Genomic DNA, 21,326 nt, shown 5'->3' with positions numbered 1-21,326 from the left:
TTGGGAAGAGCGAATAAAAAACCCGCCTTGCGGCGGGTCTTAAGGTGGAAAGCAAATTAGATGCCTTTACACGAAGACGGCAGGTATTTTTGAGCAATATCACTGGATACACAAGTCCAAGAGATGGATCCGCCGGTTGTGGCCCCAACAAGTGACAAAGCTTTTGTGTTAATCGCGGCATTAGCCTTCTGCGGCGACGTATTGCTGAATGTGCTGGTAATGGCGACATTATTTCCGCTTTTCGCAACTACCACACTACTTACATAATTTCCGCTAGCTCCATTCTTAGGAAGCCCTAGAACAGCATTGCCTGTTGGCCAGGTGCCATGATTCGTTTCGTATTCAGCAACAGTGGTTTTTGCGCCATCCATCAGGCTTAGACCTTCTGAGACCTGCGCGCGAACCGTGTAGTCTTGATACGCCGGAATGGCGATCGCCGCCAAAATACCAATAATCGCCACGACGATCATCAATTCGATCAGCGTGAAGCCTTGTTGCAGTTGCTTTTTCATCTGAAACTCCTGAGAGTGGAAAGTAAAAAAATCAATAACGGTTGGGCAAAAAAATAACCGCAGCCTGGGGCGGAACAAAGTCTGGAGATGCTGCGGCCCCAGACTGCGGTGGACTGACATCACCCCCCGATGGGCAGGACAGATAGAGCACATGCCGTGCCAGCCATTTTGTGTCTTGTTCGCCCCGACGTTCCGTGAACTGCTTCACGAAATACGGCGCATCGGCCCTCTCACCCGCCGACAATCTTTGCCGGGTCTGCCAATTTTTGTCAGGTGAGGCGAAAATTGGCGATGCGCGCAAGCGCCCAAGCCGCCGCGAGGGGCGATTTGGCGCAGGTCAGCTTGCTGGCGCTGCTGGAAACCAAGTGGGTGTTGCGCGGCGGGGACAAGGTGGGCTGGCCGGAGGGGATCGGGCTGTTCAAAAAACTGCTGGAATGCGCCGACCTGCTGATTGAAAACGAGGATGGGTGGATCGCTGCGGGCGCAACCCCCTCCTAGCCTCCCCCACTGCGTGGAGGAGGAGCAAACACGCCCTCTACACTTGTGGGGAGGGTAGGGGAGGGGGAAGGTTTTTGCGCGGAGACCAAGACGCTCTGAATTCTCAAACTCGCGCCTGCCAGCATCCGCGCCGAGGCGAAGCCTCACTTCGTGGACAGTCCGGGTTTAACTGCACGAAGTCGGCAGATAGGCGCGGGGGACGCCGTTGGCGTTGGGTGTGCCGCCTGGCGCGGTGGTGCAAACCCAGCTCAGTGCGCCCTGCGAGCCTGTGCCTGCGAGGTAGAGGGTTTTGCCGCTGAGGTTGGCATTGGCATGGTTGCCGTAGGTGATGGTGACCAGCCCGGCCGATGCGTTGCCTGATATGGAGATGCTGCTGACATAGTTGCCGGAGATGGTGGCTGGGTCGGTCAACCCGGCAGAGGCATTGGAATTGGGAAAGACGCCCCGTTGCGCGTAGTAATTCCAAATCGCATTTTTCGCCCCGCCCGCCAGACTCAGCCCCTCGGCCACCTGCGCGCGGATGGTGTAGTTTTGATAGGCGGGTATGGCGATGGCCGCCAGAATGCCAATGATGGCGACCACGATCATCAGCTCGATGAGGGTGAAGCCGCGCTCAAGGTGGCGCAACGAAGGAAGGGCAGGCGCGCGCATAGTCTGTGCTCGATGGGGCAGGGCCGGTGGATTTGTAAACAATCGTGATTCTGGCTCTGCAATTTGAAGGCCATCGACGCCGGTCGCAACAAGGGCCGCATTGTGTGAAAAGCTTCACAGTTTTTCGCACCAAAGGGCTGGTGCGGTGACGGTTTACGGCGCAGATGAGCCGGATTTGTCAGCCTGCGGCGGGTGAATGACAATTTCTGGAAGGTCGTTGCAAGTCTGACTAGACCAGACTAGTCTTGTATTCCTTTGCCGCGCCAAGCGGCTTTATTTCCGGGAAAACGACATGAGCACGGTCAATATGCTGGATGCGAAGACCCATTTGTCGCGGCTGATTCAATCTCTGGATCAGGGGCGTGAGCGCGAAATCGTGATTGCCCGAAATGGCCAGCCCGTGGCCCGGCTGCTGCCGGCGGAGAAGACGGGCGCGGGCAAGCGCCTGGGGGTGGCGAAAGGGCGTTTTGTCGTGCCACAAAGCATCGACACTCACGCCGACGAAGTCGCGGCGCTGTTTCTCGGTGGCGCGGCACCATGAACGTGCTGCTCGACACCCATATCGCGCTATGGGCCATTACCGATGATGATCGCCTGAGCGCCAGGGCGCGTGAGATGATTCTGTCCGATCGCACCACGGTGTGGGTCAGCGCGGCGTCGGTGTGGGAAATTGCGATCAAACACGGTCTGGACCGAGGGGATATGCCGGTTTCTGGGCAGGAGGCGCTCGGTTATTTTCGGGAGGCGGGGTATCGTTTTCTGCCGGTCGAGCCCGAGCATGCCGCCGCTGTGGAGGCTCTGCCTCGGCATCATCAAGACCCGTTCGACCGTTTGCTGGTGGCGCAGGCCGTGACCGAACCGATGCATCTGCTGACGCACGATGCGATGCAGGCCCGTTATGGCGACCTCGTCGTGCTGGTTTGACGCCGGGTTGCCCGCTTGTTTCTTTCAGACTGACGATAGGACACCGCTATGCAACTCATCGACTCCATCGTGACCGAGGCCGCCGCGCTCACCGCGCTGCGGCGTGATCTGCACGCGCACCCCGAGCTGTGCTTCGAGGAGCAGCGCACGTCCGACGTGGTGGCGGCGCGGCTGGCCGCCTGGGGGGTGGAAGTACACCGCGGTCTGGGCAAGACCGGGGTGGTGGGGGTGATTCATGGGCGGGGTGGCGACGGAAGTGGCCGGATGATCGGCCTGCGCGCCGACTTCGACGCCCTGCCGGTGACGGAATTCAACACCTTCGCCCACGCCAGCCAACACCCCGGCAAGATGCACGCCTGCGGCCACGACGGCCACACCGCCATGCTGCTTGCAGCGGCGCAGCATCTGGCGAAGTCGCGCGACTTCGACGGCACGGTGGTGTGCATCTTCCAGCCGGCCGAAGAGGGCGGCGGCGGGGCGCGCGAGATGATCGCGGACGGCCTGTTCGAGCGCTTTCCGATGCAGGCGGTGTTTGGCATGCACAACTGGCCGGGCCTTCCCGCAGGGCATTTCGCGGTGAAAGCCGGGCCGGTGATGGCGTCAAGCAACGAGTTTCACATCAAACTCACCGGCAAGGGCGCGCATGCGGCCATGCCGCATCTGGGCATCGACCCGGTGCCTGCGGCCTGCCAGATGGTGCAGGCGTTCCAGACCATCGTCACCCGCAACCGCGCCCCGCTCGACCCGGCGGTGATCTCGGTCACCATGATTCATACCGGCGAGGCGACCAATGTGATTCCCGAATATGCCGAGATTCAGGGCACGGCGCGCACCTTCACCACTGAGACGCTCGACCTGATCGAAACCCGCATGCGCGATATCGCCACCCACACCGCGGCGGCCTTCGGCGTGGGCTGCGAGTTTGCGTTCAAGCGCAACTATCCGCCCACCGTCAACCACGCGGCCGAGGCCGAGTTCGCCCGGCGGGTGATGGTGGAGATGGTGGGGGCGGAGGCGGTGCACGAGTTCGTGCCGTCGATGGGGGCGGAAGATTTTTCTTTCATGCTGCAGGAGAAGCCCGGCGCCTATCTCATCATCGGCAACGGCGACGGCGACCACCGCATGCCCGGCCACGGCGAAGGGCCGTGCACCCTGCACAACCCGAACTACGACTTCAACGACGACCTCATTCCGCTAGGCGGCAGTTTCTGGGTAAGGTTGGTACAGGCGTGGTTGAAAAGCAGGGCCGGGCAGCAGGACAATCGGCGCTGATTGGGCTTCGATGAACAGCGGAGAGCGTGATGGCAGCGAACTTGCAAGACTATGCACCGCGCATGAGCGTGCAGGAGTATCTGGACACCGAACCTTTGTCGGAGGTGAAGCGCGAATACCTCGACGGCATGGTGGTGGCGATGGCCGGGGCGAGCGACCGGCATGGGTTGATTTGCACGGCCTTGGCCATCGCGCTGGGACCGCTGGCGCGCAAGTCGGGTTGCCAGTTGTTCATCGCCGACATGAAGGTGCGGGTGCAGGCGCTTCGCGGCACCTACTTTTATTACCCGGACTTGGTGCTGAGTTGTGACGCGCAAGACCGCGAGTCGCCGTATTACCGCAGGCGACCCTGCCTGGTGGTGGAGGTGACGTCGCCCAGCACCGAGCGTATCGACCGGCGGGAAAAACTGTTCGCCTACCAGCAGGCGCCGGGTCTGCGGGAATACTTGATCGTGGACAGTGCGAGCGCGACAGTCGATCGCTACCACCGCGCCCAAGGCGAGCCGGGCGAAGAGTGGGATTTCACCCGCTGCACCGCAGGCTCGCTGCGGTTGGACTGCCTGAATGCCGATCTGGCGCTGGCGGAGGTTTATGCCGATGTGCCAGAACTGGCGGCAGCCGTCTCGGCAGTCGCTTCGGCGGTCGCGGCGGCAAAATCGACCCCGGCGTAGAGATCGGCCAGCGAGAAAATGAACGAACGCCCGGCGGCGATGCAGGTGAGTTGGGCGTCGAGCCCGCTGGCTTCATGCAGCGTCCACGAGCCGTCGGTGTTGCGGCTGAAGGCCTCGACGTGAGGCTGATTCTGCGCGACGAAGAGCATGGTCTGCAAACTGGGCAATAGGCGGTAGGCGGCGAATTTATCGCCGCGGTCGTGGCCTTCGGTCGAGGGCGAAAGCACCTCGAAGATGAGCAGCGCGTCTTGTTGCACGGTACGCCGCCCGGCGTCTGCTGCCGAGCAGGTGACGAACACATCGGGATAGAAGCTGGCGTCTGCGGCTTCGACTTGCAGCTTGACGTCGGCCATATACACCCGGCAAGGCGTGCCGCGGGTTTGGCTGCGCAGGGCGATATAGGCGTTGCCCGAAAGCGTGTTGTGCACGGTGCCGCCACCGGCCATGGCGAAGACTTCGCCGCCGATGTATTCGTGGCGCTCGGTCTGGGTTTCTTCCCAGGTGAGATAGTCTTCAAAGGTGAAATGAGCTCGGGACAGCACGGCGGACATGGCGTCTCCTTGGTGAGCGTGACCAGTATGAGCGTGACAAGTTTACGGCGCAGACCCTTCGGTCGCGCAGGTCTTGACGATCTGCCCGCCGAGTTGGCCTGACACTTTTTGCAGCGCGCCGAGTTGCTCGGGCGTGAGCGCGGGCAGGCGCAGTACGGTGCGGCTCAGTCCGGCATTGCGCTGCACTACCCTGGCGCCCTGTACGCCTTGCTTGCGCACGATCTGCAACTGCTGCTGCGCCGCGGCTTCGTTGGCAAACACGCCCAGCGAAATTCCGGGCTCGTAGCGCGGGCGGTCGGTCACCGGGGCGAACACCTTGACCTTGCCTTGCTGGGTGATTTCGTCGAGCGCGGCGCGCATGGCGCTTTGGCTGGGATAGGGGCCGAGCAGCACCATCCATTGCGCGGGCACAGGCGTGTTGAGGACAGTGGGCTTGAGTCCGGCCTTCACCAGTGCGGACTGCGCCTGCGCGAGCGCCTCGGCTTCGAGCGCGCCGTAGGGGCCGATCTGTCGGCAGACGGCATTCGCGGTACGGGCGGGCTCGGCGCTGGCCGGGGCGGACGCGTCGATCGGGGCGGACGGCAGGCTGGACGGAATGGCAGGTGCGGAAGGCGCGGGCTGCGGCGGGATGGCGGGCGTGGCGGAGGCGCTGGCCAACGGGGTGATCTGCACCTGCTCGGGGTGGATTTGCAGCGCCAGGCGCTGCGGCTCGCGCTGCGTCACTGGCCCGAGCCCGACCCCCGCCATCCAGCCCTGCGACCAGGCGAAAAACACGAGGTTGACGAGCAGCAGGGCAAGGAGCAGGGTGCGCATGGGTCAGTGGGATTCAGGGCGTTCGGGAGGACGTTATGGAGGGCGTTCGGCCCCGTCATTTTGCCGCGTCCGCCATACCTGCGGCGCGCAGGCGCAGCGACACGTCGGCGCTGAGCACGCGGCGTTCGCCCTCGGGCGTGCTCACGCGCAGCGCGCCATCGGCGGCTATGCCCAGCGCGGCGCCGGAAAACAGCGTTTGCCCATGATCGAGCACCGCAACCGTCTGGCCGCTCCAGGCGTGCAGCGCGTTCCAATGGGCGAGCGCTTCGCTCACGCCACGCGGGCCTTGCTGCAGGCCGTCGAGCAGCCCGGGGGCGAGGGCGGCGAGTACCTGCTCCCGCGAGAGATCGAGCCCGGCGACGTTCAGTCCCGTCGCCTGCGGCAGATCGGCCGGGGCGCGCAGGTTGAGGCCGAAGCCGATGACGGCCCAGCGCGCCTGCGGCGTGTCGGCCATTTCCACCAGAATGCCGCCGAGCTTGCGCCAGCCGTTGGGGGCGTCCGCCGCGGGCAGGAGCAGATCGTTGGGCCACTTCAGGCGCACTTGCGCAGCGCCGAGCGCGTGCAGCGCCTGCGCCAGCCAGACGCCCACGGCCAGACTCAGCGGGCCGGGTTCACGCTTGCGCGGATCGGGCCAGGCCAGCGAGCACAGCACGCTGCTTTGCGCATCGTCGGCCCAGGGGCGGCCCTGGCGCCCACGGCCCGCGGTTTGCTGGCCGGTGGCGAGCAGCGTCGGGCCATCAAGCCGCCAGGCTCGCGCCTCGGCCAGCAGATCGGCATTGGTCGAGCCGGTGCGGGGGGTCCAGCGCACGGTGCAGGCGGGGTGGCTAATGGCAAGCTGGGCGCGCAGCGGGGTAAGGGGGTCGGAGGTGGCCGCTCTCCCCTGCCCAACCCTCCCCACAAGTGGAGAGGGAGTGAACGCGCATTTCTCCTCCCCCACTTGCTGGGGGAGGTTGGGAGGGGGAGATTGGCCTGCGCGTTGTTCAACCGCAGATTGAATCGTCAGCAACACGCCCGCGATATTGACCAACACATCGTTATTCCAGAAGCGCAAAACCTCATAGCCTCTTTGCCGAAAAAACGCATCGCGTAGCGCATCGTGGGGGCATTCGTTGTGCTGTCCGCCGTCGAGTTCCACAACCAGGCGGGCAGCAGCGCAGGTGAAGTCGGCGATGTAGGGGCCAATGGGCACTTGGCGGCGAAATTTGCTGCCCAATTGCCCATTGCGCACGCGGCTCCAAAGCAGGCGTTCCGCGTCGGTCATGTCGCGCTGTAATTGGCGGGCGCGGAGGGTGAGGGGATGGATCACAACCAGCACCCCTCCCCAGCCCTCCCTACAAGTGGAGAGGGAGCAAACACCCCTCCTCCGCGCGGTGCGGGAGGCCGGGAGGGGCATCCGAAGTAGGCGCGAAGCGCTGTTCTCACCTCCTCCACTTGTGGGGGAGGCCGGGAGGGGCGGCCTACAGCCCGCGCAGCGCAGTTCTCACCTCCCCCACAGCGTGGGGGAGGCCGGGAGGGGGATGGGTCTTTGCTCATTTGCCTTTGCGCCTCTTGGGCGCGAGCAGGGTGCCGCGGCAGTTGGGGGCGCCGCAGCGGCAGGCGTAGTCGCGCTTGAGTTTGGCGGTGTAGCGGGCGTCGAGTTCGAGGGCGTAGTCGAAGAACAGCTCTTCGCCGGGGGCGATGTCGCGCAGGGCGTCGATGAACACGCGGCTGCCGACTTGCTGTGCCTCGCAGTTGGGGGCGCAGGAGTGGTTGATCCAGCGGGCGCTGTTGCCTTGCACGCCGCCGTCGATCACGGTGTCGTCGCCCAGCGAGAAGTAGAAGGTGTGATTGGGCTGGGCCGGGTCGCGCGGGTGGCGGCGCAGGGCTTCGGGCCAGTCGATGCGCTCGCCCTTGTATTCCAGCAGGCGCTGCCCCGCATGGATGGGGCGGCGGGCAAACACCCCGCGTCCGTGGATGGGAGAATCTTGCACCTGGGTGTAGGGGCCGCCGGAGGGAGCAACGGCGGAGGCGGGGCGGCTTTTGGGCATCGGTGGTCAGGGCGAGACGGGTGGGAATGCGCGGCGGCGAAGAAACTCGGTAAAGTAAAAAAAGAGAACGCGAGAGGTGGAGGAGACAAACCGTCCGTGATCGTTCTCGTTATGGTCGAAATCGAGGCATTCTAGGGAGCCGTCATCATGGATCAATCTCGTCGTACTCAGTTGAAAGGGTTTGCCGCCGCGCTCGGCGCTGTGGCCGTGCCCGCCTGGGCGCAAAACGTGGCCGAGCAGGCCAGCGCGCTGGAGAAAAAAGACAAGAAGGCCGTGCCCTTGCCGAAGGAGGGCAGCGTGTTTACGCTGCCGCCCACGGTGGAGTTGCTGGGCGGCAAGACGCTGCACACCAAGGACTGGGCGGGCAAGGTCATCGTGCTGGAATACTGGGCTACCTGGTGCCCGTTCTGCGCGCGGCAGATGCCGCATGTCGAGGCGCTATACAAGAAGGAGCACAGCCGCGGGCTGGAAGTGCTGGCCCTGTCCATCGACAAGAAGGCGGCCGATATTGCGCCGTTTCTCAAGAGCAAGAACTACACCTTTCCGGTGGCGTGGCTGTCGCCCGCGCTGGCCAAGGTGCTTCCCAAACCCGCGGGTCTGCCGGTCACCATTGTCATTGGCCGCGACGGCCGGGTGAAGATGGCCGATTCGGGCGAGCTGTTCGCCGAAGACATCGCGGGCATCGCCAAATTTCTTTGATCGCATCCATTCCGTCCTATGAGTAAAACCCTGGTCATCGCCGAAAAGCCCAGCGTGGCACAAGACATCGTGCGCGCGCTGACGCCGCAGTCGGGCAAGTTCGACAAACATGATGAGTATTTCGAGAACGAGCAGTATGTCGTGACGTCGGCGGTCGGCCATCTGGTGGAAATCAAGGCGCCGGACGACTTCGAGGTCAAGCGCGGCAAATGGAGCTTCGCCCATCTGCCGGTCATTCCGCCGCACTTCGATCTGAACCCGATCGAAAAGACCAAGAGCCGACTGGCGGCGGTGGTCAAACAACTCAAGCGCAAGGATGTGACCGCGCTGGTGAACGCCTGCGACGCGGGGCGCGAGGGCGAGCTGATTTTCCGCCTCATCCTGCAATACGCCGAGGGCAAGAAGGCGCTGGACAAGCCGGTGAAGCGGCTGTGGCTGCAGTCGATGACGCCGCAGGCCATCCGCGAAGGGTTCGAGCGTCTGCGCGCCGATGCCGACATGCGGCCGCTGGCCGATGCCGCGCGCAGCCGCAGCGAGGCCGACTGGCTGGTGGGCATCAACGGCACGCGGGCGATGACCGCGTTCAATTCGAAGGACGGCGGCTTTTTCCTCACGCCGGTGGGCCGGGTGCAGACGCCCACGCTGTCCATCGTGGTGACGCGCGAGGAGCAGATCCGCAAGCACATTGCCCGCGAATACTTCGAGGTGCACGCGCAGTTTGGCGCGCCCGCCGGGGCGTATGCGGGCAAGTGGTTCGATCCGGCGTTCAAGCGAGGGGAAGATGCAGACGTCCGCGCCGACCGGCTGTGGGACAAGGCGCGCGCTGAAGCCATCGTCGCCGCCTGCAACGGACAGCCCGCCACGGTGCGCGACGAATCCAAGCCGTCCACCCAGCTCTCGCCCGCGCTGTTCGACCTCACCTCTTTGCAGCGCGAGGCCAACGGGCGCTTTGGCTTTTCCGCCAAGACCACGCTCGGCTTGGCGCAGGCGCTGTACGAAAAGCACAAGGCGCTGACCTATCCGCGAACCGACTCGCGCCATCTGCCCGAAGACTATCTCGCCGTGGCGCGGCAGACCGCGCAGGCGCTGGCCGAGGCGGGCGGGGCCATCGCGCCGCACGCACGCCGCGCGCTGGAGGCCGACTACATCCGCCCGAGCAAGCGCGTGTTCGACAACGCCAAGGTGTCGGATCACTTCGCCATCATCCCCACCACGCAGACGCCCGGCGCACTCACCGAGGCCGAGGCCAAGATTTACGACCTGGTGGCGCGGCGCTTTCTCGCGGTGTTCTTCCCGGCGGCGGAATCTCTGGTGACCACGCGCATCAGCACCGTGGGCGCGCATCAGTTCAAGACCGAGGGCAAGATTCTGGTCAAACCCGGCTGGCTGGAAATCTACGGCAAGGAAGAGCAGGGCGCAGATGACAACCTGCCCGCCGTGAAAGAGGGCGACGCGGTGCAGGCCGAGACCGTGGAACTCAAAGCCCTCAAGACCCGCCCGCCCGCGCGCTACTCCGAAGCGACCTTGCTGGGCGCGATGGAAAACGCGGGCAAGATGGTGGAAGACGAAGAACTCGCCGAGGCCATGTCGGGCAAAGGGCTGGGCACGCCGGCCACGCGCGCGGCCACCATCGAAGGCTTGCTGGCCGAGGCGTATATGGTGCGCGAGGGCCGTGAGCTGATCCCCACCGCCAAGGCCTTCCAGCTCATGACCCTGCTGCGGGGACTGCAGGTGGAAGAACTCACCAAGCCCGAACTCACCGGCGGCTGGGAGCACAAGCTGGCGCAAATGGAGCGCGGCCAGCTCTCGCGCGAAGCCTTCATGCGCGACATTGCCGGCATGACCGAAACCATCGTGCGCCGCGCCAAGGAATTCGACCGCGACACCGTGCCCGGCGACTACGCCACGCTGCAAACGCCCTGCCCGAACTGCGGCGGCGTGGTCAAGGAGAACTACCACCGCTACGCCTGCACGCAGTGCGATTTTTCCATCGGCAAACATCCGGGCGGACGCAGCTTCGAGCTGGCCGAAGTGGAGCAGCTGCTGCGCGACAAGCACCTCGGCCCGCTCACCGGTTTTCGCAGCAAGATGGGCCGCCCGTTCGCCGCCGAACTCAAGCTGGCGCAGGAAGACGGCAAAGGGCAGTGGAAACTCGAATTCGACTTCGGTGACAGCGCGCCCGGCAGCGATGGGGGCGAAGCGCCCGACTTCAGTTCGCAACAGCCGCTGGGCGCCTGCCCCAAATGCGGCAGCGCGGTGTATGAAGCGGGCAGCAGCTATGTCTGCGAAAAGAGCGTGGGCCCGGCGCCGAGCTGCGACTTCCGCAGCGGCAAGATCATTTTGCAGCAGCCCATCGAGCCCGAGCAGATGCGCAAACTGCTTCAGACCGGCCGCACCGATCTGCTCGACGGCTTCGTCTCGGCGCGCACCAAGCGCAAGTTCAAGGCGTTTCTGGTGAAACAAACGGGTGGCAAAATCGGCTTCGAGTTCGAGCCGCGCCCGGCCAAGGCGCCAGCGAAAAAAGCGGCCGCCAAAAAGGCAACGGCGTGACAACAGGGCGTCATGCTGCAAGCGCAAGATGCACGGGATGATCAACGCCGCTCACCATCATGACGATTCGAATTCCATTTGATCTGCGCTGGTTCGCGCACCGCGGCGGGGGCGATGCCGCGCCCGAGAACACGCTGGCCGCTTTTGAAGTCGGCTTCAAGGCCGGTTTTCGCGCGTTTGAATGCGATGTGAAACTCAGTGCCGACGGCGTGCTGTGGCTGCTGCACGACGACACGCTCGACCGCACCACCGACGCGCGCGGCCCGGCGGCGCCCTGGCGCTGGGAAAACCTGCAACTGGTGGATGCCGGAAGCTGGCACAGCGCGACCTTCAAGGGCGAGCCTCCGGCCTCGCTCGTTCAGGTGCTCGACTTCGCCGCGCGCCATGCGGTCTGGCTGAACCTGGAAATCAAGCCCAACCCCGAGCAGGATGCACAAACCGGCGAGGCCGTGGCGCGCCGCGTGGTGCAGTGGCTGGCCGATCAGCCCTCAGCTCCGCGGCCCTTGCTGTCCTCCTTTTCGCTCGCCGCGCTGCAGGCGGCCCGCGCGGCGCTCGACGCCCGGCAGGCCGATGTGCCGCTGGCCTATTTGGTGGAAACCTACGACGATCAGGCGCTGGCGCAGGCCGTGGCGCTGGGCGCCGAGGGGCTGCATACCGATTGGCAACAGGTGACGCCTGCGGTCGTGGCGGCGGTGCATGCGCGCGGACTGAAGCTGCGCGCCTATACGGTGAATGACGCCAATCAGGCGAGAGCGCTGCTGGCTGACGGACTGGACGGTCTGTTTACCGACCGCCTGGATCTGCCTTCTCGTTTGTAAGTCCGGCGTGCCAAAGCTCAGATAGCAACGCCCGGCTGTACTGGCTGGCCACGGCGTGGATGAAGCGGCCGAAGTCGATGTGGGCGGTGTCGTCGGCGCGGTCGGAAATGGTGCGCACCAGCGCGAAAGGCACGTCGTAATCGCGGCAGACCTGCGCCACTGCGGCACCCTCCATCTCTACCGCTAGCGCGTCGGGCAGCGCGTGGCGCAGCGCGTCGCTGTCGGCGCGGGTGGAGATAAAGCGGTCACCGCTGACAATCAGCCCGCGATGCACGCACGGGGCGTGCAGCCCGAAGGCCTGGCGGGTCTGGGCATCAATCAAGGGCTCGGCCTGCGGTGACAAAAGCCGCTGCGCAGCGGCGTGCAGGCGGTCGGTGAGCGCGCGGTTCGCGGCGAAGTGCGTCAACCCCGTGTCGGGCACTTCGTATTGCGGATAGAGCGGTCGGGCATCGAGGTCGTGCTGCAGCAGCGTGTCGGCAATCACCAGATCGCCCACTGCCACGCCGTCTCCCAGGCCGCCAGCCACGCCGGTGAACAGCAGCGCGTCGCAGCCGAATTCGACAATCAGGCTGGTGGTCGTGGCGGCCGCCGCCACTTTACCGATGCCGCACAGCACCAGCACCACTTCGCTGCCCCACAGCGTGCCCAGGGTGTAGTCGCGGCTGCCGTGACGCACACCGCGCGGCTGCTGCAAACATTCCAGCAAACCCTGTTGCTCCTGCGCAATGGCGCTGACGATGCCGAAACGCGCCGCGTTCATCGCTTGCGCCCGATGCGGCTTAGCCGGGTCAGGCCGAACGCTGTTTGCTCTGTGTCAAACCGTAAACTGTGTACGGATTTATTCTCACGCATCGTCAACAACAGGGAGAAAGACATCATGGGATCTGCTTGGCAAGGATTGCTCGGCACCGATTATGGTCTGTTCAGCTTGATTGGCAGCATTTTCATGCTGGGCATCGGCGTATTTTTTATCTGGTTTTTCAGCCGCAAAATTCAGCAGAGCGCCGACGAGCATGCGCGTGAACTGCGCAAAGGCGCAAACAAGCCGCCAGTCAACAACGGCCGCGGCTAAGAGCGTCTGGTTTTGGCTGACGCTGCCTATTCGGCGACCCCTTCGGCGAATCCCTCGGCAACCCCTTCGGCTGGCTGATCCTCCGGGCTAACCCTGCGCGCTTCAGCCGCGGGTTGACGTATGCTCTCGCCGGTTACAAAAAAATACTATTCATTTCACAACACAACAAATCAACGGAGATCGCCATGCAGCGTCGTCAAGCAGTCATTGGTCTGGGGTTGGCCGCAGCCGGTTTGGGTCTGAGCCCCTTGGTGCGGGCGCAACAGCCCATCGTCATCAAGTTCAGCCATGTGGTTGCGCCCAACACCCCCAAAGGGCAGGCCGCCGAATACTTCAAAAAATTGGCGGAAGAGCGCACCAAGGGCCGGGTGAAGGTGGAGGTCTATCCCAACAGCCAGCTCTATAAAGACAAGGAGGAAATGGAGGCGCTGCAGCTCGGTTCTGTGCAGATGCTTGCACCTTCGCTGGCCAAGTTCGGACCGCTGGGGGCCAAGGAATTCGAATTGTTCGACCTGCCCTACATCTTCGACGACTACACCGCCCTGCACAAGATCACGCAAGGCCCCATCGGCGCCGGGCTGCTGAAAAAGCTCGAATCCAAGGGCATTCTCGGTTTGGCCTATTGGGACAACGGCTTCAAGGACATGAGCGCCAACAAGCCGCTGCGCAATCCCGCAGACGCCAAGGGCCTGAAGATGCGCATCCAGTCGAGCAAGATTCTTGAGATGGAAATGCGCGTCATCGGCGCCATTCCGCAAGTGCTGGCGTTCTCCGAGGTGTATCAGGCGCTGCAGACCGGGGTGGTGGACGGCACCGAGAATCCGCCCTCCAACTTCTACACCCAGAAGTTCTATGAAGTGCAGAAGGCCATGACGCAGACCCAGCACGGCTATCTGGGTTACGCAGTCATCGTCAACCAGAAGTTCTGGGAGGGCTTGCCGGCCGACATTCGCAAGACGCTCGACCAGGCCATGGTCGAAGCTACCGATTTCGCCAACAAGGTGGCGAAGAAGGACAACGACGATGCCACTGAAGCGGTGCGTAAGTCGGGCAAGTGCGAGGTCATCGCCCTCACTCCGGCCGAGCGTCTGGCTTGGAAAAAGGCGATGGTGCCGGTTTACAAGCAGGCCGAGTCGCGCGTGCCCAAGGCGCTGATGGACTCTGTGTTCAAGGCGACCGGTTTCGATCCCGCCAAGCTCTGAGTCGTTCAGAATCGATGTGCGAAGCCCGTGCCCAGTCGGCATGGGCTTTTGTCGTTCTGGCCCGTCAACCCCCTTCCTGATCGGACCCTCCCATGTCTGCTCTTGCCCTGTTCAACCGCGTGCTCGACCGGTTGGAAGAAACGCTGATCGCCATTCTGATGGCGGCGGCGACCTTGCTCATTTTTGTTGCCGTCGTGCATCGCTATATGGCGGGCTTTGCCATTCCGGGCTTGCAGGACTGGCTGTTGTCGCTCAACTTGAGCTGGGCGCAGGAACTCTGCATCTATATGTTTGTGTGGATGGCCAAGTTCGGCGCGGCGTATGGCGTGCGCACCGGCATCCATGTGGGCGTGGACGTGTTGGTCAACCGCCTTGCGCCGGAAAAACAAAAACCCGTCATTCTGTTCGGTCTGCTGGCCGGAGCGCTGTTCACAGGCACGGTTGCGGTCATGGGCGCGAACTTTGTCTGGCATGTCGGCCATACCGTCCAGACTTCGCCCGATCTCGAAGTGCCGATGTGGTGGGTGTACCTGGCGATTCCGCTCGGATCGTCGTTGATGTGCTACCGCTTTTTGCAGGTCGCCTGGCGCTTCAACCGCGACGGGCAATTGCCGCACCACGATCCAGGCGCGGTGGAAGGGCTGGATGAGCCGATGGAGATTGCGCCCGGGGCGGACAACATTCATCCGGTGCCGCAGATGGGAGGTGCGAAATGAGCGCGCTGATCATTTTCGCCCTGCTGCTCGCCCTGATGCTCACGGGCATGCCCATTTCCATCGCCCTCGGGCTGACGGTGCTCACCTTCTTGTTCACCATGACCGATGTACCCATCCAGGCCGTGGCGCTCAAGCTGTTCACCGGGATCGAGAACTTCGAGATCATGGCGATTCCGTTCTTCATTCTGGCCGGCAACTTTCTGACCCACGGTGGCGTGGCGCGCCGCATGATCACCTTCGCCAGCAGCCTCATCGGGCATTGGGCCGGCGGGCTGGGGCTGGCCGGCGTGCTGGCTTGCGCGCTGTTCGCCGCGGTGTCGGGGTCCAGCCCGGCCACTGTGGTGGCCATCGGCTCCATCCTCATGCCGGCCATGGTCAAGGCCGGATTTCCGCCGCGCTTCGGCGCCGGGGTCATCACCACCTCGGGCGCGCTGGGCATTCTCATTCCGCCGTCGATCGTAATGGTGCTGTATTCAGTTTCCACCAATTCGTCGGTGGGCGCGCTATTCATGGCCGGGGTGGTACCCGGCATCATGCTGGCCACCATGCTGGGCGTGACCACCTGGTGGCGCGCCTGGCGAGGCAAGTACCCGCGTCAGCCTCGGGCGACGTGGGCGCAGCGCGGTAAGGCGCTGCGCGAGAGTTTCTGGGGGCTGATGCTCATCCTCATCGTGCTGGGCGGCATTTACAGCGGCATGTTCACCCCCACCGAGGCGGCGGCGATGAGCGCGGTGTACGCCTTCATCATCGCCGTGTTCGTCTACAAGGATCTCAAGCTCAGCGATGTGCCGCGGGTGCTGCTGGCTTCGGCCAATATGAGCGCCATGCTGCTCTACATCATCACCAACGCGGTGCTGTTCTCGTTCCTGATGACCTCGGAGCACATTCCGCAAAACATGGCGCAGTGGCTGCTGGGCGCGGGCCTGGGGCCGATTGCCTTCCTGCTGCTGGTGAATGTGCTGCTGCTGGTGGCCGGCAATGTGATGGAGCCGTCGAGTATCGTGCTGATTCTCGCGCCCATTCTGTTTCCCGTGGCCATGCAACTGGGCATCGACCCGATCCACTTCGGCATCATCATGGTGGTGAATATGGAAGTGGGCATGTGCCACCCGCCGGTGGGCCTCAACCTTTATGTCGCCAGCGGCATCGCCAAGATGGGCATCACCGAACTCACCATCGCGGTGTGGCCTTGGCTGCTGACCATGCTGGTGTTTCTGGGCCTGGTGACCTACATCCCGGCAATCAGCCTGGCGTTTCCGCGCTGGCTGGGCATGGTGCAGTGAACCTCAGCGCGGCTCAGGCCGCCTGAGTTTCGTCGGGCTGACTGCAAGTCCATTTCTCGCCCATGTCGGACGAGAGGTAGCCGACCAGGCGGAAGTTGTCTTGCGTGGCGCCATTTGGCAGAGTGCGGTAAATGGCCACGCCATAAGCCCCTCGCAGCCGCGCGTGCTCCGCCTTGGCCAGCGCCTCGACGACTTCGCGCTCACCGACGGCCACGACATAACTGTGCTGCTCGGCCTCGCCGTGGTGGAAGGCTTGGGCGAAATAGATGAATGTGTTGGCGTTTGTCATGGAAAACCTCCTTGCGTAAGCCGAATGATCAATGCGAAAAGCATAGGACGTTCTGCGCTGGATCAGATGATGAAATCGTGACAAGTGATAACGAGGTGGGGCCGTCGAGCGGCCCGGCTGCGATCAAACTGAGATGCGCCCCACTGCTCGCGGAGCGCATCGGCTTTGCGCCTGACCACTTCGCCGATCAGATCGCCGTCCACAGATAGAGGTAGAGGGTATTCATATCCCGTGCATTGGTGCCGGCGCCGTCAAAATTGGTTTTGGCCCCGAGATATTTGTTGTACAGCGTGTACTGCAAACCGATCCGCAGATTTTTCTCGGGGTTGACCCAGCTCTTGCCGAACGGATTCCAGTCGATTTCAAAAATGGCGCCGTTGGTATTCGGGCTGTTGGTGCGCGAGTTGGCATAAACCACGGCATCGGAGGAGCCAGTGGTTTGAAACAGCCCGAGCGTTGCCCCGTAAGTATTGTCACGCCAGTAGGCCACGTTCAGATTGGCCGAGTTCAGCGTGTTGCTGCCGTTACTCGCGTTGCCTTGCAACAGCGCTTGGTTCAGGTTCTGGCGTTCGTGCATATAAATGGCGTTTGCGGTGATGATGTTCGGGCCGCCATTGAGGAATTGATAGGTCGCATCCAGTCCGATGTCGTGATAGTCGTCTGTGGGCAGTCCGGGTAGACCGCTGGTGTTGATGCGGGCGTCAAATCCCAGCAGGCCAGCCTCGAATACATGGGGGCCGACGGTTTTGGAGTACCACAGCCGCCAGTAGGGCGCTTCGCCTTGCAGGGAGGCGTTGCCCGCATGCAATGCGTTGGCCCAGTAAGTCGAAAGGTTGTGATAGGCCCCAGCCTCCGCATACCAGCTGTTGTCAATCATCGTGTACGCCGTGGCGCCCACGACACTTTGCCCCAGGTTGTAAATGACGGGGGATACCGGCGGACCGCTGTTGCCGAATGGCGGCGCCATATAGCTGTATTGCCAAGCGGGCGTGGTGTTCCACACGTCCGACAGAGTGGGGTTGTTGTTCAGACTCATGCCGAACAGGCCGCTGGCGGAGCCGAGTGTGTAGGAGTGGGCGTAGCGCAGCTCGGTGTTGTCCCAGGCCAGGTTTTGCGAACCTGGGTCGGAATAGGTGGCCTGCCCCAGCATGCCCACGTGGTCGGTAATGCGACCCGCCAGAAAAATGGAGGCCTGCTGCAGCGCGGTGAAGTTGTCGTTGGCGCTGAATCCTGCGGGCGGCGGGCCCATGTAGTTGTTGTTGCCATAGCTCTGCGCCTGGTGGGTGTAAGAAGCCACCAGCATGGCCGACAGCGGAATGTGTTTTTTTCCGTCGCTCAGGGTGTAGCCGTCGAGCTTGAACGCCCGGCCAAAAGGCGTGAGCTGCGGGCCGAAGCCGCCGACGTGACAGGCGATGCAGTCCTGCCCGGTCTGGCGGGCAAAGGCGGGCACGGCTTGCGCATTGGGCGCCCACGCCAAGCAGCCGATCAAGCCGGTCAACGCTGCGAGGCTGTATTTCAGTCGGCGCGCAGACTCACGCTGTCGGGTGAAGAACTGGCGGAAAAAAACGTTTTGTGAACAAGGGATGAGAGACATGACGACCTCCATGTTTTTCCTTGCGGCGACTGCGACAAATTGGCGCACAACGCTGAAGGGGTTTTGTCATGTCTGCATTCTGGGCGTCCTGTGTTCCGCGAGCTTGATTCAAGTCAACGACATCTAAATACTTGAATGTAATCAGATGCAACGCCTGAGCGCCTCAGAAGGGTCAGCGCAGCCCGGCCCTGGGGCGCTCAGGTGGACAGGGCGTTGATCTGATCGATATAGGCCTGCATGGCCTCAGCGCGGGGCATGCCTTTGCGTGCGGCCCAGGCATCCCATTTGGCGCGGGCGACGAAATCGGTCAATCCGGGGCGTTCGCCCGAAACGTCGCCCGCGCTGCCTTGTTTGTACAGGCCGTAGAGTTGCAGCAGGGTTTGGTTGTCGGGGCGGGTGGTGAGGGTCTTGGAATGGGCGACGGCAGCGTCGAAGGCGGTCTGAAGTTCGGCGGAAATGGGGGTGTCGGTCATGAGAAAAAGCACGGTCGTTCGAGAATGGGCATCATACGGCCCGGGTGGGCGGCGGTCTTAAGCCGATCCTCAGGCGGCGTCGTTAGGCTGCGACAGCTGAGGGCATGTCCGTACTGTGACAACGGCCGCGCCGTCACAGGCACAATGCCGCAGTTTTCGCGTTTTCGGGAGCCGTTTGCCTCATGCCACCTCAAGCCTCTCCACAGTCGTATCGCTTCGCCCTCAGACATTTCTATTCGCTCGCCAAACCGTACTTGGTTTCGGAAGAGAAAAAAAAGGGCTGGGGTCTGCTTTTGCTGGTGCTGGCGATGAATCTGGCGCTGGTTTGGGTGAATGTGAAGCTCACGCAGTGGAACGGTGATTTTTTTAATGCGCTGCAGGCGAAGAATTTCGGCGCGTTCAAGCAACTGCTGCTGTATTTCACTGGCTACGCCTTTCTCTACATCGCGCTGGCGGTGTATTCACAGTACTTTTTGCAGATGCTGCAGATCAACTGGCGTCGCTGGATGACCGAGGTGTTTCTCAAGGACTGGCTCTCTGGCGGCACGCATTACCGCATGTCGCTGCGGCAGGGCAACACCGACAACCCGGACCAGCGGATCGCCGACGATATCGGCGGTTTCATCAACGGCAGCCTCAATCTGTTTTTCGGCTTCGTCTCCTCGCTGGTCACGCTGTTTTCTTTTCTGGTCATGTTGTGGATGCTGTCGGGCGCGGTCACCCTGTTCGGCATCACCATTCCCGGTTACATGGTGTGGGTCGCCATTCTCTATGCCGGTGTGGGCAGCGTGCTGGCGCATTGGGTGGGCAAGCCGCTGATTCGGCTCAACTTCTACCAGCAGCGCTACGAGGCGGATTTCCGCTTCGGCCTGGCGCGTACCCGCGAGCACGACGAAGGCATTGCGCTCTACAACGGCGAGCAGCGCGAATTGGCCGGGCACCGCGACCGGTTCGCCAATGTGTGGAGCAACTGGTGGGGCATCATGAAGCGGCAGAAGCTGTTCACCTGGTACAGCGCGTTTTACGGCCAGCTCGCCATCATCTTCCCCATCCTGGTGGCCGCGCCGCGTTACTTTGCCGGGCAGATTCAACTCGGCGGCCTGACGCAGACGGCGCAGGCCTTCGGTCAGGTGCAGGGCGCGCTGTCCTGGTTCATCGGCGCGTACACCAGCATTGCCGACTGGCGAGCCACCGTCGAGCGTCTGCAGACCTTTGTCGAGGCCATGCAAAACGCGCAGAGTCATCCGCCTACGCCCACGGCGCCCGCTTCCGCAGGTCTGCCCTCAGACCGGTCATCAAGCGCTGCGATCGCTTCGGCCGGTGTGGTGCCGCTGCGCAGCGCGCGCGAGTCGGTGGCGCTGGGCGATCTGCTGCTGCTCTCTCCCGACGGACGGCCGCTGCTGCAATGCGCGGGTGAGCACATCAGCCGCGGCCAGCACACCCTGTTCACCGGGCCGTCGGGCAGCGGCAAGAGCACGCTGGTGCGCTGGCTCGCCGGCATCTGGCCCTACGCGCTCAACACCGCGCACGCGCACGCGCCCTCGGGCCGCACCCTGTTCCTGCCGCAAAAGCCGTATCTGCCGCTGGGCACGCTCAAACAGGCGCTCACCTATCCGCAAAGCCCGGAAGACTTCAGTGCCGCGCAAATCAGCGAGGCGCTGCAACTCGCCCGCGTGCCTTATCTGGAAGCCGCGCTGGAGCAGACCGATACCTGGATGCAACGCCTCTCGCCCGGCGAGCAACAGCGCCTGGCCGTGGCCCGCGCCCTGCTCATCGCCCCGGACTGGCTGTTCATGGACGAGGCCACCAGCGCGCTCGACGCGCCGACCGAACGCGCCATGTACGCGCTTTTGCAGCAGCGTCTGCCCGACGCCACGCTGGTCAGTGTGGCGCACCGTGTGGGCGTGATCGGATTTCATGCGCAGATTTACGCGGTCGTGGCCGACCCTTCTGGCGAAGGCCCGGCGCGCATGGAAAGACGCGATGCCGAGCGGGCGCAAAAGGCAGCGCTGGGCGACGAGGGTGCACCGGGTGCGCCAGCCTTCGCATCGTGATGCGGCGGTGATGCTGCTTTCTGACGATCTGTCCGCCGCCGGGTTTGACCAGCCCTTCGAGCTGCTGCGCGGCTGCCATGCCCGCATCACCCGCATGGACGCTCTGCTGCTGCGGCTGATCGATCATGTGGCGCTCAAGGAAACGCAAGGCCGCCCCAAGTTTCCTTGTTCCCAACGGGGGGCGGGGCGGCGTGCCGACCCTGGGGGCGCACAAGAAGGCACGGACGCACAGGCGCAGCAGGCGCAGCAGGCGGCCGGCAAAGTGCTGCGCTACTTCGATGTAGCCGCGCCGCTGCACCATGAAGACGAGGAACTGCATGTGTTTCCGCTGCTGCGCGTTTCGGCGGAAGAGTGGGACGGCGACGACGCGGTGCTGGAAACGCTTGAAAGCGATCACCGCACGCTTGCCGTGCTCTGGGCCGAGTTGCGCGACTGGCTGCTGCAAGTGAAAGCCGCGCAGGCCCTGCCCGCGTCGGCGCCCATCACCGATGCGGCGCAACGCTTCAGCGCTCTGCACGCCGCGCATATTGCCATCGAAAACACGCAGATTTTTCCGGCCGCGCAAGCGCGCATGAACCCCGCCCAAATCTCGGCGATGGGCCAGGACATGGCTGCTCGCCGTGGAGTGCGCTGGCCGCCGGATTAGGGTCTGTTCAC

24 protein-coding genes are annotated in these 21,326 nt (G+C 63.4%); 14 read left to right on the top strand and 10 right to left on the bottom strand.

Features of this window, described 5'->3' with window-relative positions:
* Positions 1 to 56: 56 nt before the first annotated feature.
* Positions 57 to 512, bottom strand: a complete 456-nt coding sequence (locus B3H47_RS04485) for a pilin (RefSeq protein ID WP_286986198.1) — start codon at positions 510 to 512, stop codon at positions 57 to 59.
* 327 nt (positions 513 to 839) lie between these two features.
* Between B3H47_RS04485 and B3H47_RS04480 the strand changes: the two genes are divergently transcribed.
* A complete protein-coding gene (locus B3H47_RS04480) occupies positions 840 to 1,010 on the top strand; it encodes a hypothetical protein (RefSeq protein WP_286986197.1) in 171 nt (56 codons plus the stop codon).
* A gap of 165 nt (positions 1,011 to 1,175) precedes the next feature.
* Here the strand turns inward: B3H47_RS04480 and B3H47_RS04475 are convergent, their stop codons facing one another.
* A complete protein-coding gene (locus tag B3H47_RS04475; protein ID WP_276708347.1) occupies positions 1,176 to 1,661 on the bottom strand; it encodes a pilin in 486 nt (161 codons plus the stop codon).
* Positions 1,662 to 1,953: 292 nt separating this feature from the next.
* On the opposite strand from B3H47_RS04475, the gene B3H47_RS04470 reads away from it, so the two are divergent.
* From B3H47_RS04470 to B3H47_RS04455, 4 genes are read left to right on the top strand one after another with little or no spacing between them, the layout of a single operon-like run.
* On the top strand, positions 1,954 to 2,202 hold the full coding sequence (locus B3H47_RS04470; protein ID WP_276708349.1) for a type II toxin-antitoxin system Phd/YefM family antitoxin: 249 nt from the start codon (positions 1,954 to 1,956) through the stop codon (positions 2,200 to 2,202).
* Positions 2,199 to 2,585 carry a type II toxin-antitoxin system VapC family toxin gene (locus B3H47_RS04465; protein ID WP_276708351.1) on the top strand — a complete coding sequence of 129 codons (387 nt, stop codon included), beginning with the start codon at positions 2,199 to 2,201 and terminating at the stop codon, positions 2,583 to 2,585. Before B3H47_RS04470 ends, B3H47_RS04465 begins: the two co-directional genes overlap by 4 nt.
* A gap of 48 nt (positions 2,586 to 2,633) precedes the next feature.
* Entirely contained in the window at positions 2,634 to 3,857 is a 1,224-nt protein-coding gene (locus B3H47_RS04460) for a M20 aminoacylase family protein (protein WP_276708353.1), read from the top strand.
* A 29-nt stretch (positions 3,858 to 3,886) separates the two neighbouring features.
* Complete coding sequence (locus B3H47_RS04455) at positions 3,887 to 4,528, top strand: Uma2 family endonuclease (protein ID WP_276708355.1); 642 nt, start codon at positions 3,887 to 3,889, stop codon at positions 4,526 to 4,528.
* Here B3H47_RS04455 and B3H47_RS04450 read toward each other — a convergent pair.
* From B3H47_RS04450 to B3H47_RS04435, 4 genes are all read right to left on the bottom strand, one after another.
* The gene (locus B3H47_RS04450) at positions 4,447 to 5,079 is read right to left on the bottom strand and encodes a Uma2 family endonuclease (protein ID WP_276708356.1); all 633 of its coding nucleotides are present in this window, start codon (positions 5,077 to 5,079) and stop codon (positions 4,447 to 4,449) included. The two genes, B3H47_RS04455 and B3H47_RS04450, sit on opposite strands and share 82 nt — an antisense overlap.
* Positions 5,080 to 5,121: 42 nt before the next feature.
* A complete protein-coding gene (locus tag B3H47_RS04445; protein WP_276708357.1) occupies positions 5,122 to 5,892 on the bottom strand; it encodes a sporulation protein in 771 nt (256 codons plus the stop codon).
* A gap of 55 nt (positions 5,893 to 5,947) precedes the next feature.
* The gene (locus B3H47_RS04440; protein ID WP_276708359.1) at positions 5,948 to 7,285 is read right to left on the bottom strand and encodes a biotin--[acetyl-CoA-carboxylase] ligase; all 1,338 of its coding nucleotides are present in this window, start codon (positions 7,283 to 7,285) and stop codon (positions 5,948 to 5,950) included.
* A 136-nt stretch (positions 7,286 to 7,421) separates the two neighbouring features.
* The gene (locus B3H47_RS04435; protein WP_013122333.1) at positions 7,422 to 7,919 is read right to left on the bottom strand and encodes an SET domain-containing protein; all 498 of its coding nucleotides are present in this window, start codon (positions 7,917 to 7,919) and stop codon (positions 7,422 to 7,424) included.
* 147 nt (positions 7,920 to 8,066) lie between these two features.
* Between B3H47_RS04435 and B3H47_RS04430 the strand changes: the two genes are divergently transcribed.
* Genes B3H47_RS04430 through B3H47_RS04420 form a run of 3 tightly spaced genes read left to right on the top strand, consistent with a single transcriptional unit; the run spans position 8,067 to position 11,986 of the window.
* Positions 8,067 to 8,618: a TlpA disulfide reductase family protein gene (locus tag B3H47_RS04430; RefSeq protein ID WP_276708364.1), complete on the top strand. Its 552-nt coding sequence runs from the start codon at positions 8,067 to 8,069 to the stop codon at positions 8,616 to 8,618.
* Between the two features lie 18 nt (positions 8,619 to 8,636).
* Positions 8,637 to 11,168, top strand: a complete 2,532-nt coding sequence (locus B3H47_RS04425; protein WP_276708367.1) for a DNA topoisomerase III — start codon at positions 8,637 to 8,639, stop codon at positions 11,166 to 11,168.
* A 59-nt stretch (positions 11,169 to 11,227) separates the two neighbouring features.
* A complete protein-coding gene (locus B3H47_RS04420; RefSeq protein WP_276708369.1) occupies positions 11,228 to 11,986 on the top strand; it encodes a glycerophosphodiester phosphodiesterase family protein in 759 nt (252 codons plus the stop codon).
* Here the strand turns inward: B3H47_RS04420 and B3H47_RS04415 are convergent.
* Positions 11,952 to 12,746, bottom strand: coding sequence for a 5'-methylthioadenosine/adenosylhomocysteine nucleosidase (locus tag B3H47_RS04415; protein ID WP_286986196.1), 795 nt, complete (start codon positions 12,744 to 12,746; stop codon positions 11,952 to 11,954). The two genes, B3H47_RS04420 and B3H47_RS04415, sit on opposite strands and share 35 nt — an antisense overlap.
* 51 nt (positions 12,747 to 12,797) lie before the next feature.
* On the opposite strand from B3H47_RS04415, the gene B3H47_RS04410 reads away from it, so the two are divergent.
* From B3H47_RS04410 to B3H47_RS04395, 4 genes are all read left to right on the top strand, one after another.
* Positions 12,798 to 13,058 (top strand): DUF3149 domain-containing protein, encoded by a 261-nt coding sequence (locus tag B3H47_RS04410; protein WP_231836365.1) that lies wholly within the window; start codon positions 12,798 to 12,800, stop codon positions 13,056 to 13,058.
* Between the two features lie 185 nt (positions 13,059 to 13,243).
* Positions 13,244 to 14,260, top strand: a complete 1,017-nt coding sequence (locus tag B3H47_RS04405) for a TRAP transporter substrate-binding protein (RefSeq protein WP_276708371.1) — start codon at positions 13,244 to 13,246, stop codon at positions 14,258 to 14,260.
* Between the two features lie 92 nt (positions 14,261 to 14,352).
* Positions 14,353 to 14,976, top strand: coding sequence for a TRAP transporter small permease (locus B3H47_RS04400; RefSeq protein ID WP_276708373.1), 624 nt, complete (start codon positions 14,353 to 14,355; stop codon positions 14,974 to 14,976).
* Entirely contained in the window at positions 14,973 to 16,259 is a 1,287-nt protein-coding gene (locus tag B3H47_RS04395) for a TRAP transporter large permease (protein ID WP_156054419.1), read from the top strand. The genes B3H47_RS04400 and B3H47_RS04395 overlap by 4 nt, the downstream gene beginning before the upstream one ends.
* Positions 16,260 to 16,272: 13 nt before the next feature.
* Here B3H47_RS04395 and B3H47_RS04390 read toward each other — a convergent pair whose 3' ends face one another.
* From B3H47_RS04390 to B3H47_RS04380, 3 genes are all read right to left on the bottom strand, one after another.
* On the bottom strand, positions 16,273 to 16,548 hold the full coding sequence (locus B3H47_RS04390; RefSeq protein WP_276708374.1) for a hypothetical protein: 276 nt from the start codon (positions 16,546 to 16,548) through the stop codon (positions 16,273 to 16,275).
* Between the two features lie 187 nt (positions 16,549 to 16,735).
* Positions 16,736 to 18,142: a cytochrome c1 protein gene (locus tag B3H47_RS04385; protein ID WP_276708376.1), complete on the bottom strand. Its 1,407-nt coding sequence runs from the start codon at positions 18,140 to 18,142 to the stop codon at positions 16,736 to 16,738.
* A 197-nt stretch (positions 18,143 to 18,339) separates the two neighbouring features.
* Positions 18,340 to 18,615: an acyl-CoA-binding protein gene (locus tag B3H47_RS04380; RefSeq protein ID WP_286986195.1), complete on the bottom strand. Its 276-nt coding sequence runs from the start codon at positions 18,613 to 18,615 to the stop codon at positions 18,340 to 18,342.
* A 182-nt stretch (positions 18,616 to 18,797) separates the two neighbouring features.
* Here B3H47_RS04380 and B3H47_RS04375 point away from each other — a divergent pair, with 182 nt between their 5' ends.
* Both B3H47_RS04375 and B3H47_RS04370 read left to right on the top strand, forming a co-directional pair.
* Complete coding sequence (locus tag B3H47_RS04375) at positions 18,798 to 20,669, top strand: ABC transporter ATP-binding protein/permease (protein ID WP_276708717.1); 1,872 nt, start codon at positions 18,798 to 18,800, stop codon at positions 20,667 to 20,669.
* A gap of 10 nt (positions 20,670 to 20,679) precedes the next feature.
* The gene (locus B3H47_RS04370) at positions 20,680 to 21,315 is read left to right on the top strand and encodes a hemerythrin domain-containing protein (RefSeq protein WP_276708718.1); all 636 of its coding nucleotides are present in this window, start codon (positions 20,680 to 20,682) and stop codon (positions 21,313 to 21,315) included.
* Positions 21,316 to 21,326: the final 11 nt, after the last annotated feature.

The sequence above is a fragment of the Thiomonas sp. UBA7699 genome (genome assembly GCF_002482605.1).
Classification (GTDB): Bacteria; Pseudomonadota; Gammaproteobacteria; order Burkholderiales; family Burkholderiaceae_C; genus Thiomonas; species Thiomonas arsenitoxydans.
Note: the sequence above shows the minus strand (reverse complement) of the source record. Positions and strands in the feature narration are given on the sequence as shown.

Bases quoted from the DNA above. Each gene is read 5' to 3' on its own strand.
- B3H47_RS04485 (WP_286986198.1), bottom strand. From the start codon at position 512: ATGAAAAAGCAACTGCAACAAGGCTTCACGCTGATCGAATTGATGATC.
- B3H47_RS04475 (WP_276708347.1), bottom strand. From the start codon at position 1,661: ATGCGCGCGCCTGCCCTTCCTTCGTTGCGCCACCTTGAGCGCGGCTTC.
- B3H47_RS04470 (WP_276708349.1), top strand. From the start codon at position 1,954: ATGAGCACGGTCAATATGCTGGATGCGAAGACCCATTTGTCGCGGCTG.
- B3H47_RS04465 (WP_276708351.1), top strand. From the start codon at position 2,199: ATGAACGTGCTGCTCGACACCCATATCGCGCTATGGGCCATTACCGAT.
- B3H47_RS04460 (WP_276708353.1), top strand. From the start codon at position 2,634: ATGCAACTCATCGACTCCATCGTGACCGAGGCCGCCGCGCTCACCGCG.
- B3H47_RS04455 (WP_276708355.1), top strand. From the start codon at position 3,887: ATGGCAGCGAACTTGCAAGACTATGCACCGCGCATGAGCGTGCAGGAG.
- B3H47_RS04450 (WP_276708356.1), bottom strand. From the start codon at position 5,079: ATGTCCGCCGTGCTGTCCCGAGCTCATTTCACCTTTGAAGACTATCTC.
- B3H47_RS04445 (WP_276708357.1), bottom strand. From the start codon at position 5,892: ATGCGCACCCTGCTCCTTGCCCTGCTGCTCGTCAACCTCGTGTTTTTC.
- B3H47_RS04440 (WP_276708359.1), bottom strand. From the start codon at position 7,285: ATGCCCCTCCCGGCCTCCCGCACCGCGCGGAGGAGGGGTGTTTGCTCC.
- B3H47_RS04435 (WP_013122333.1), bottom strand. From the start codon at position 7,919: ATGCCCAAAAGCCGCCCCGCCTCCGCCGTTGCTCCCTCCGGCGGCCCC.
- B3H47_RS04430 (WP_276708364.1), top strand. From the start codon at position 8,067: ATGGATCAATCTCGTCGTACTCAGTTGAAAGGGTTTGCCGCCGCGCTC.
- B3H47_RS04425 (WP_276708367.1), top strand. From the start codon at position 8,637: ATGAGTAAAACCCTGGTCATCGCCGAAAAGCCCAGCGTGGCACAAGAC.
- B3H47_RS04420 (WP_276708369.1), top strand. From the start codon at position 11,228: ATGACGATTCGAATTCCATTTGATCTGCGCTGGTTCGCGCACCGCGGC.
- B3H47_RS04415 (WP_286986196.1), bottom strand. From the start codon at position 12,746: ATGAACGCGGCGCGTTTCGGCATCGTCAGCGCCATTGCGCAGGAGCAA.
- B3H47_RS04405 (WP_276708371.1), top strand. From the start codon at position 13,244: ATGCAGCGTCGTCAAGCAGTCATTGGTCTGGGGTTGGCCGCAGCCGGT.
- B3H47_RS04400 (WP_276708373.1), top strand. From the start codon at position 14,353: ATGTCTGCTCTTGCCCTGTTCAACCGCGTGCTCGACCGGTTGGAAGAA.
- B3H47_RS04395 (WP_156054419.1), top strand. From the start codon at position 14,973: ATGAGCGCGCTGATCATTTTCGCCCTGCTGCTCGCCCTGATGCTCACG.
- B3H47_RS04390 (WP_276708374.1), bottom strand. From the start codon at position 16,548: ATGACAAACGCCAACACATTCATCTATTTCGCCCAAGCCTTCCACCAC.
- B3H47_RS04385 (WP_276708376.1), bottom strand. From the start codon at position 18,142: ATGTCTCTCATCCCTTGTTCACAAAACGTTTTTTTCCGCCAGTTCTTC.
- B3H47_RS04380 (WP_286986195.1), bottom strand. From the start codon at position 18,615: ATGACCGACACCCCCATTTCCGCCGAACTTCAGACCGCCTTCGACGCT.
- B3H47_RS04375 (WP_276708717.1), top strand. From the start codon at position 18,798: ATGCCACCTCAAGCCTCTCCACAGTCGTATCGCTTCGCCCTCAGACAT.
- B3H47_RS04370 (WP_276708718.1), top strand. From the start codon at position 20,680: ATGCTGCTTTCTGACGATCTGTCCGCCGCCGGGTTTGACCAGCCCTTC.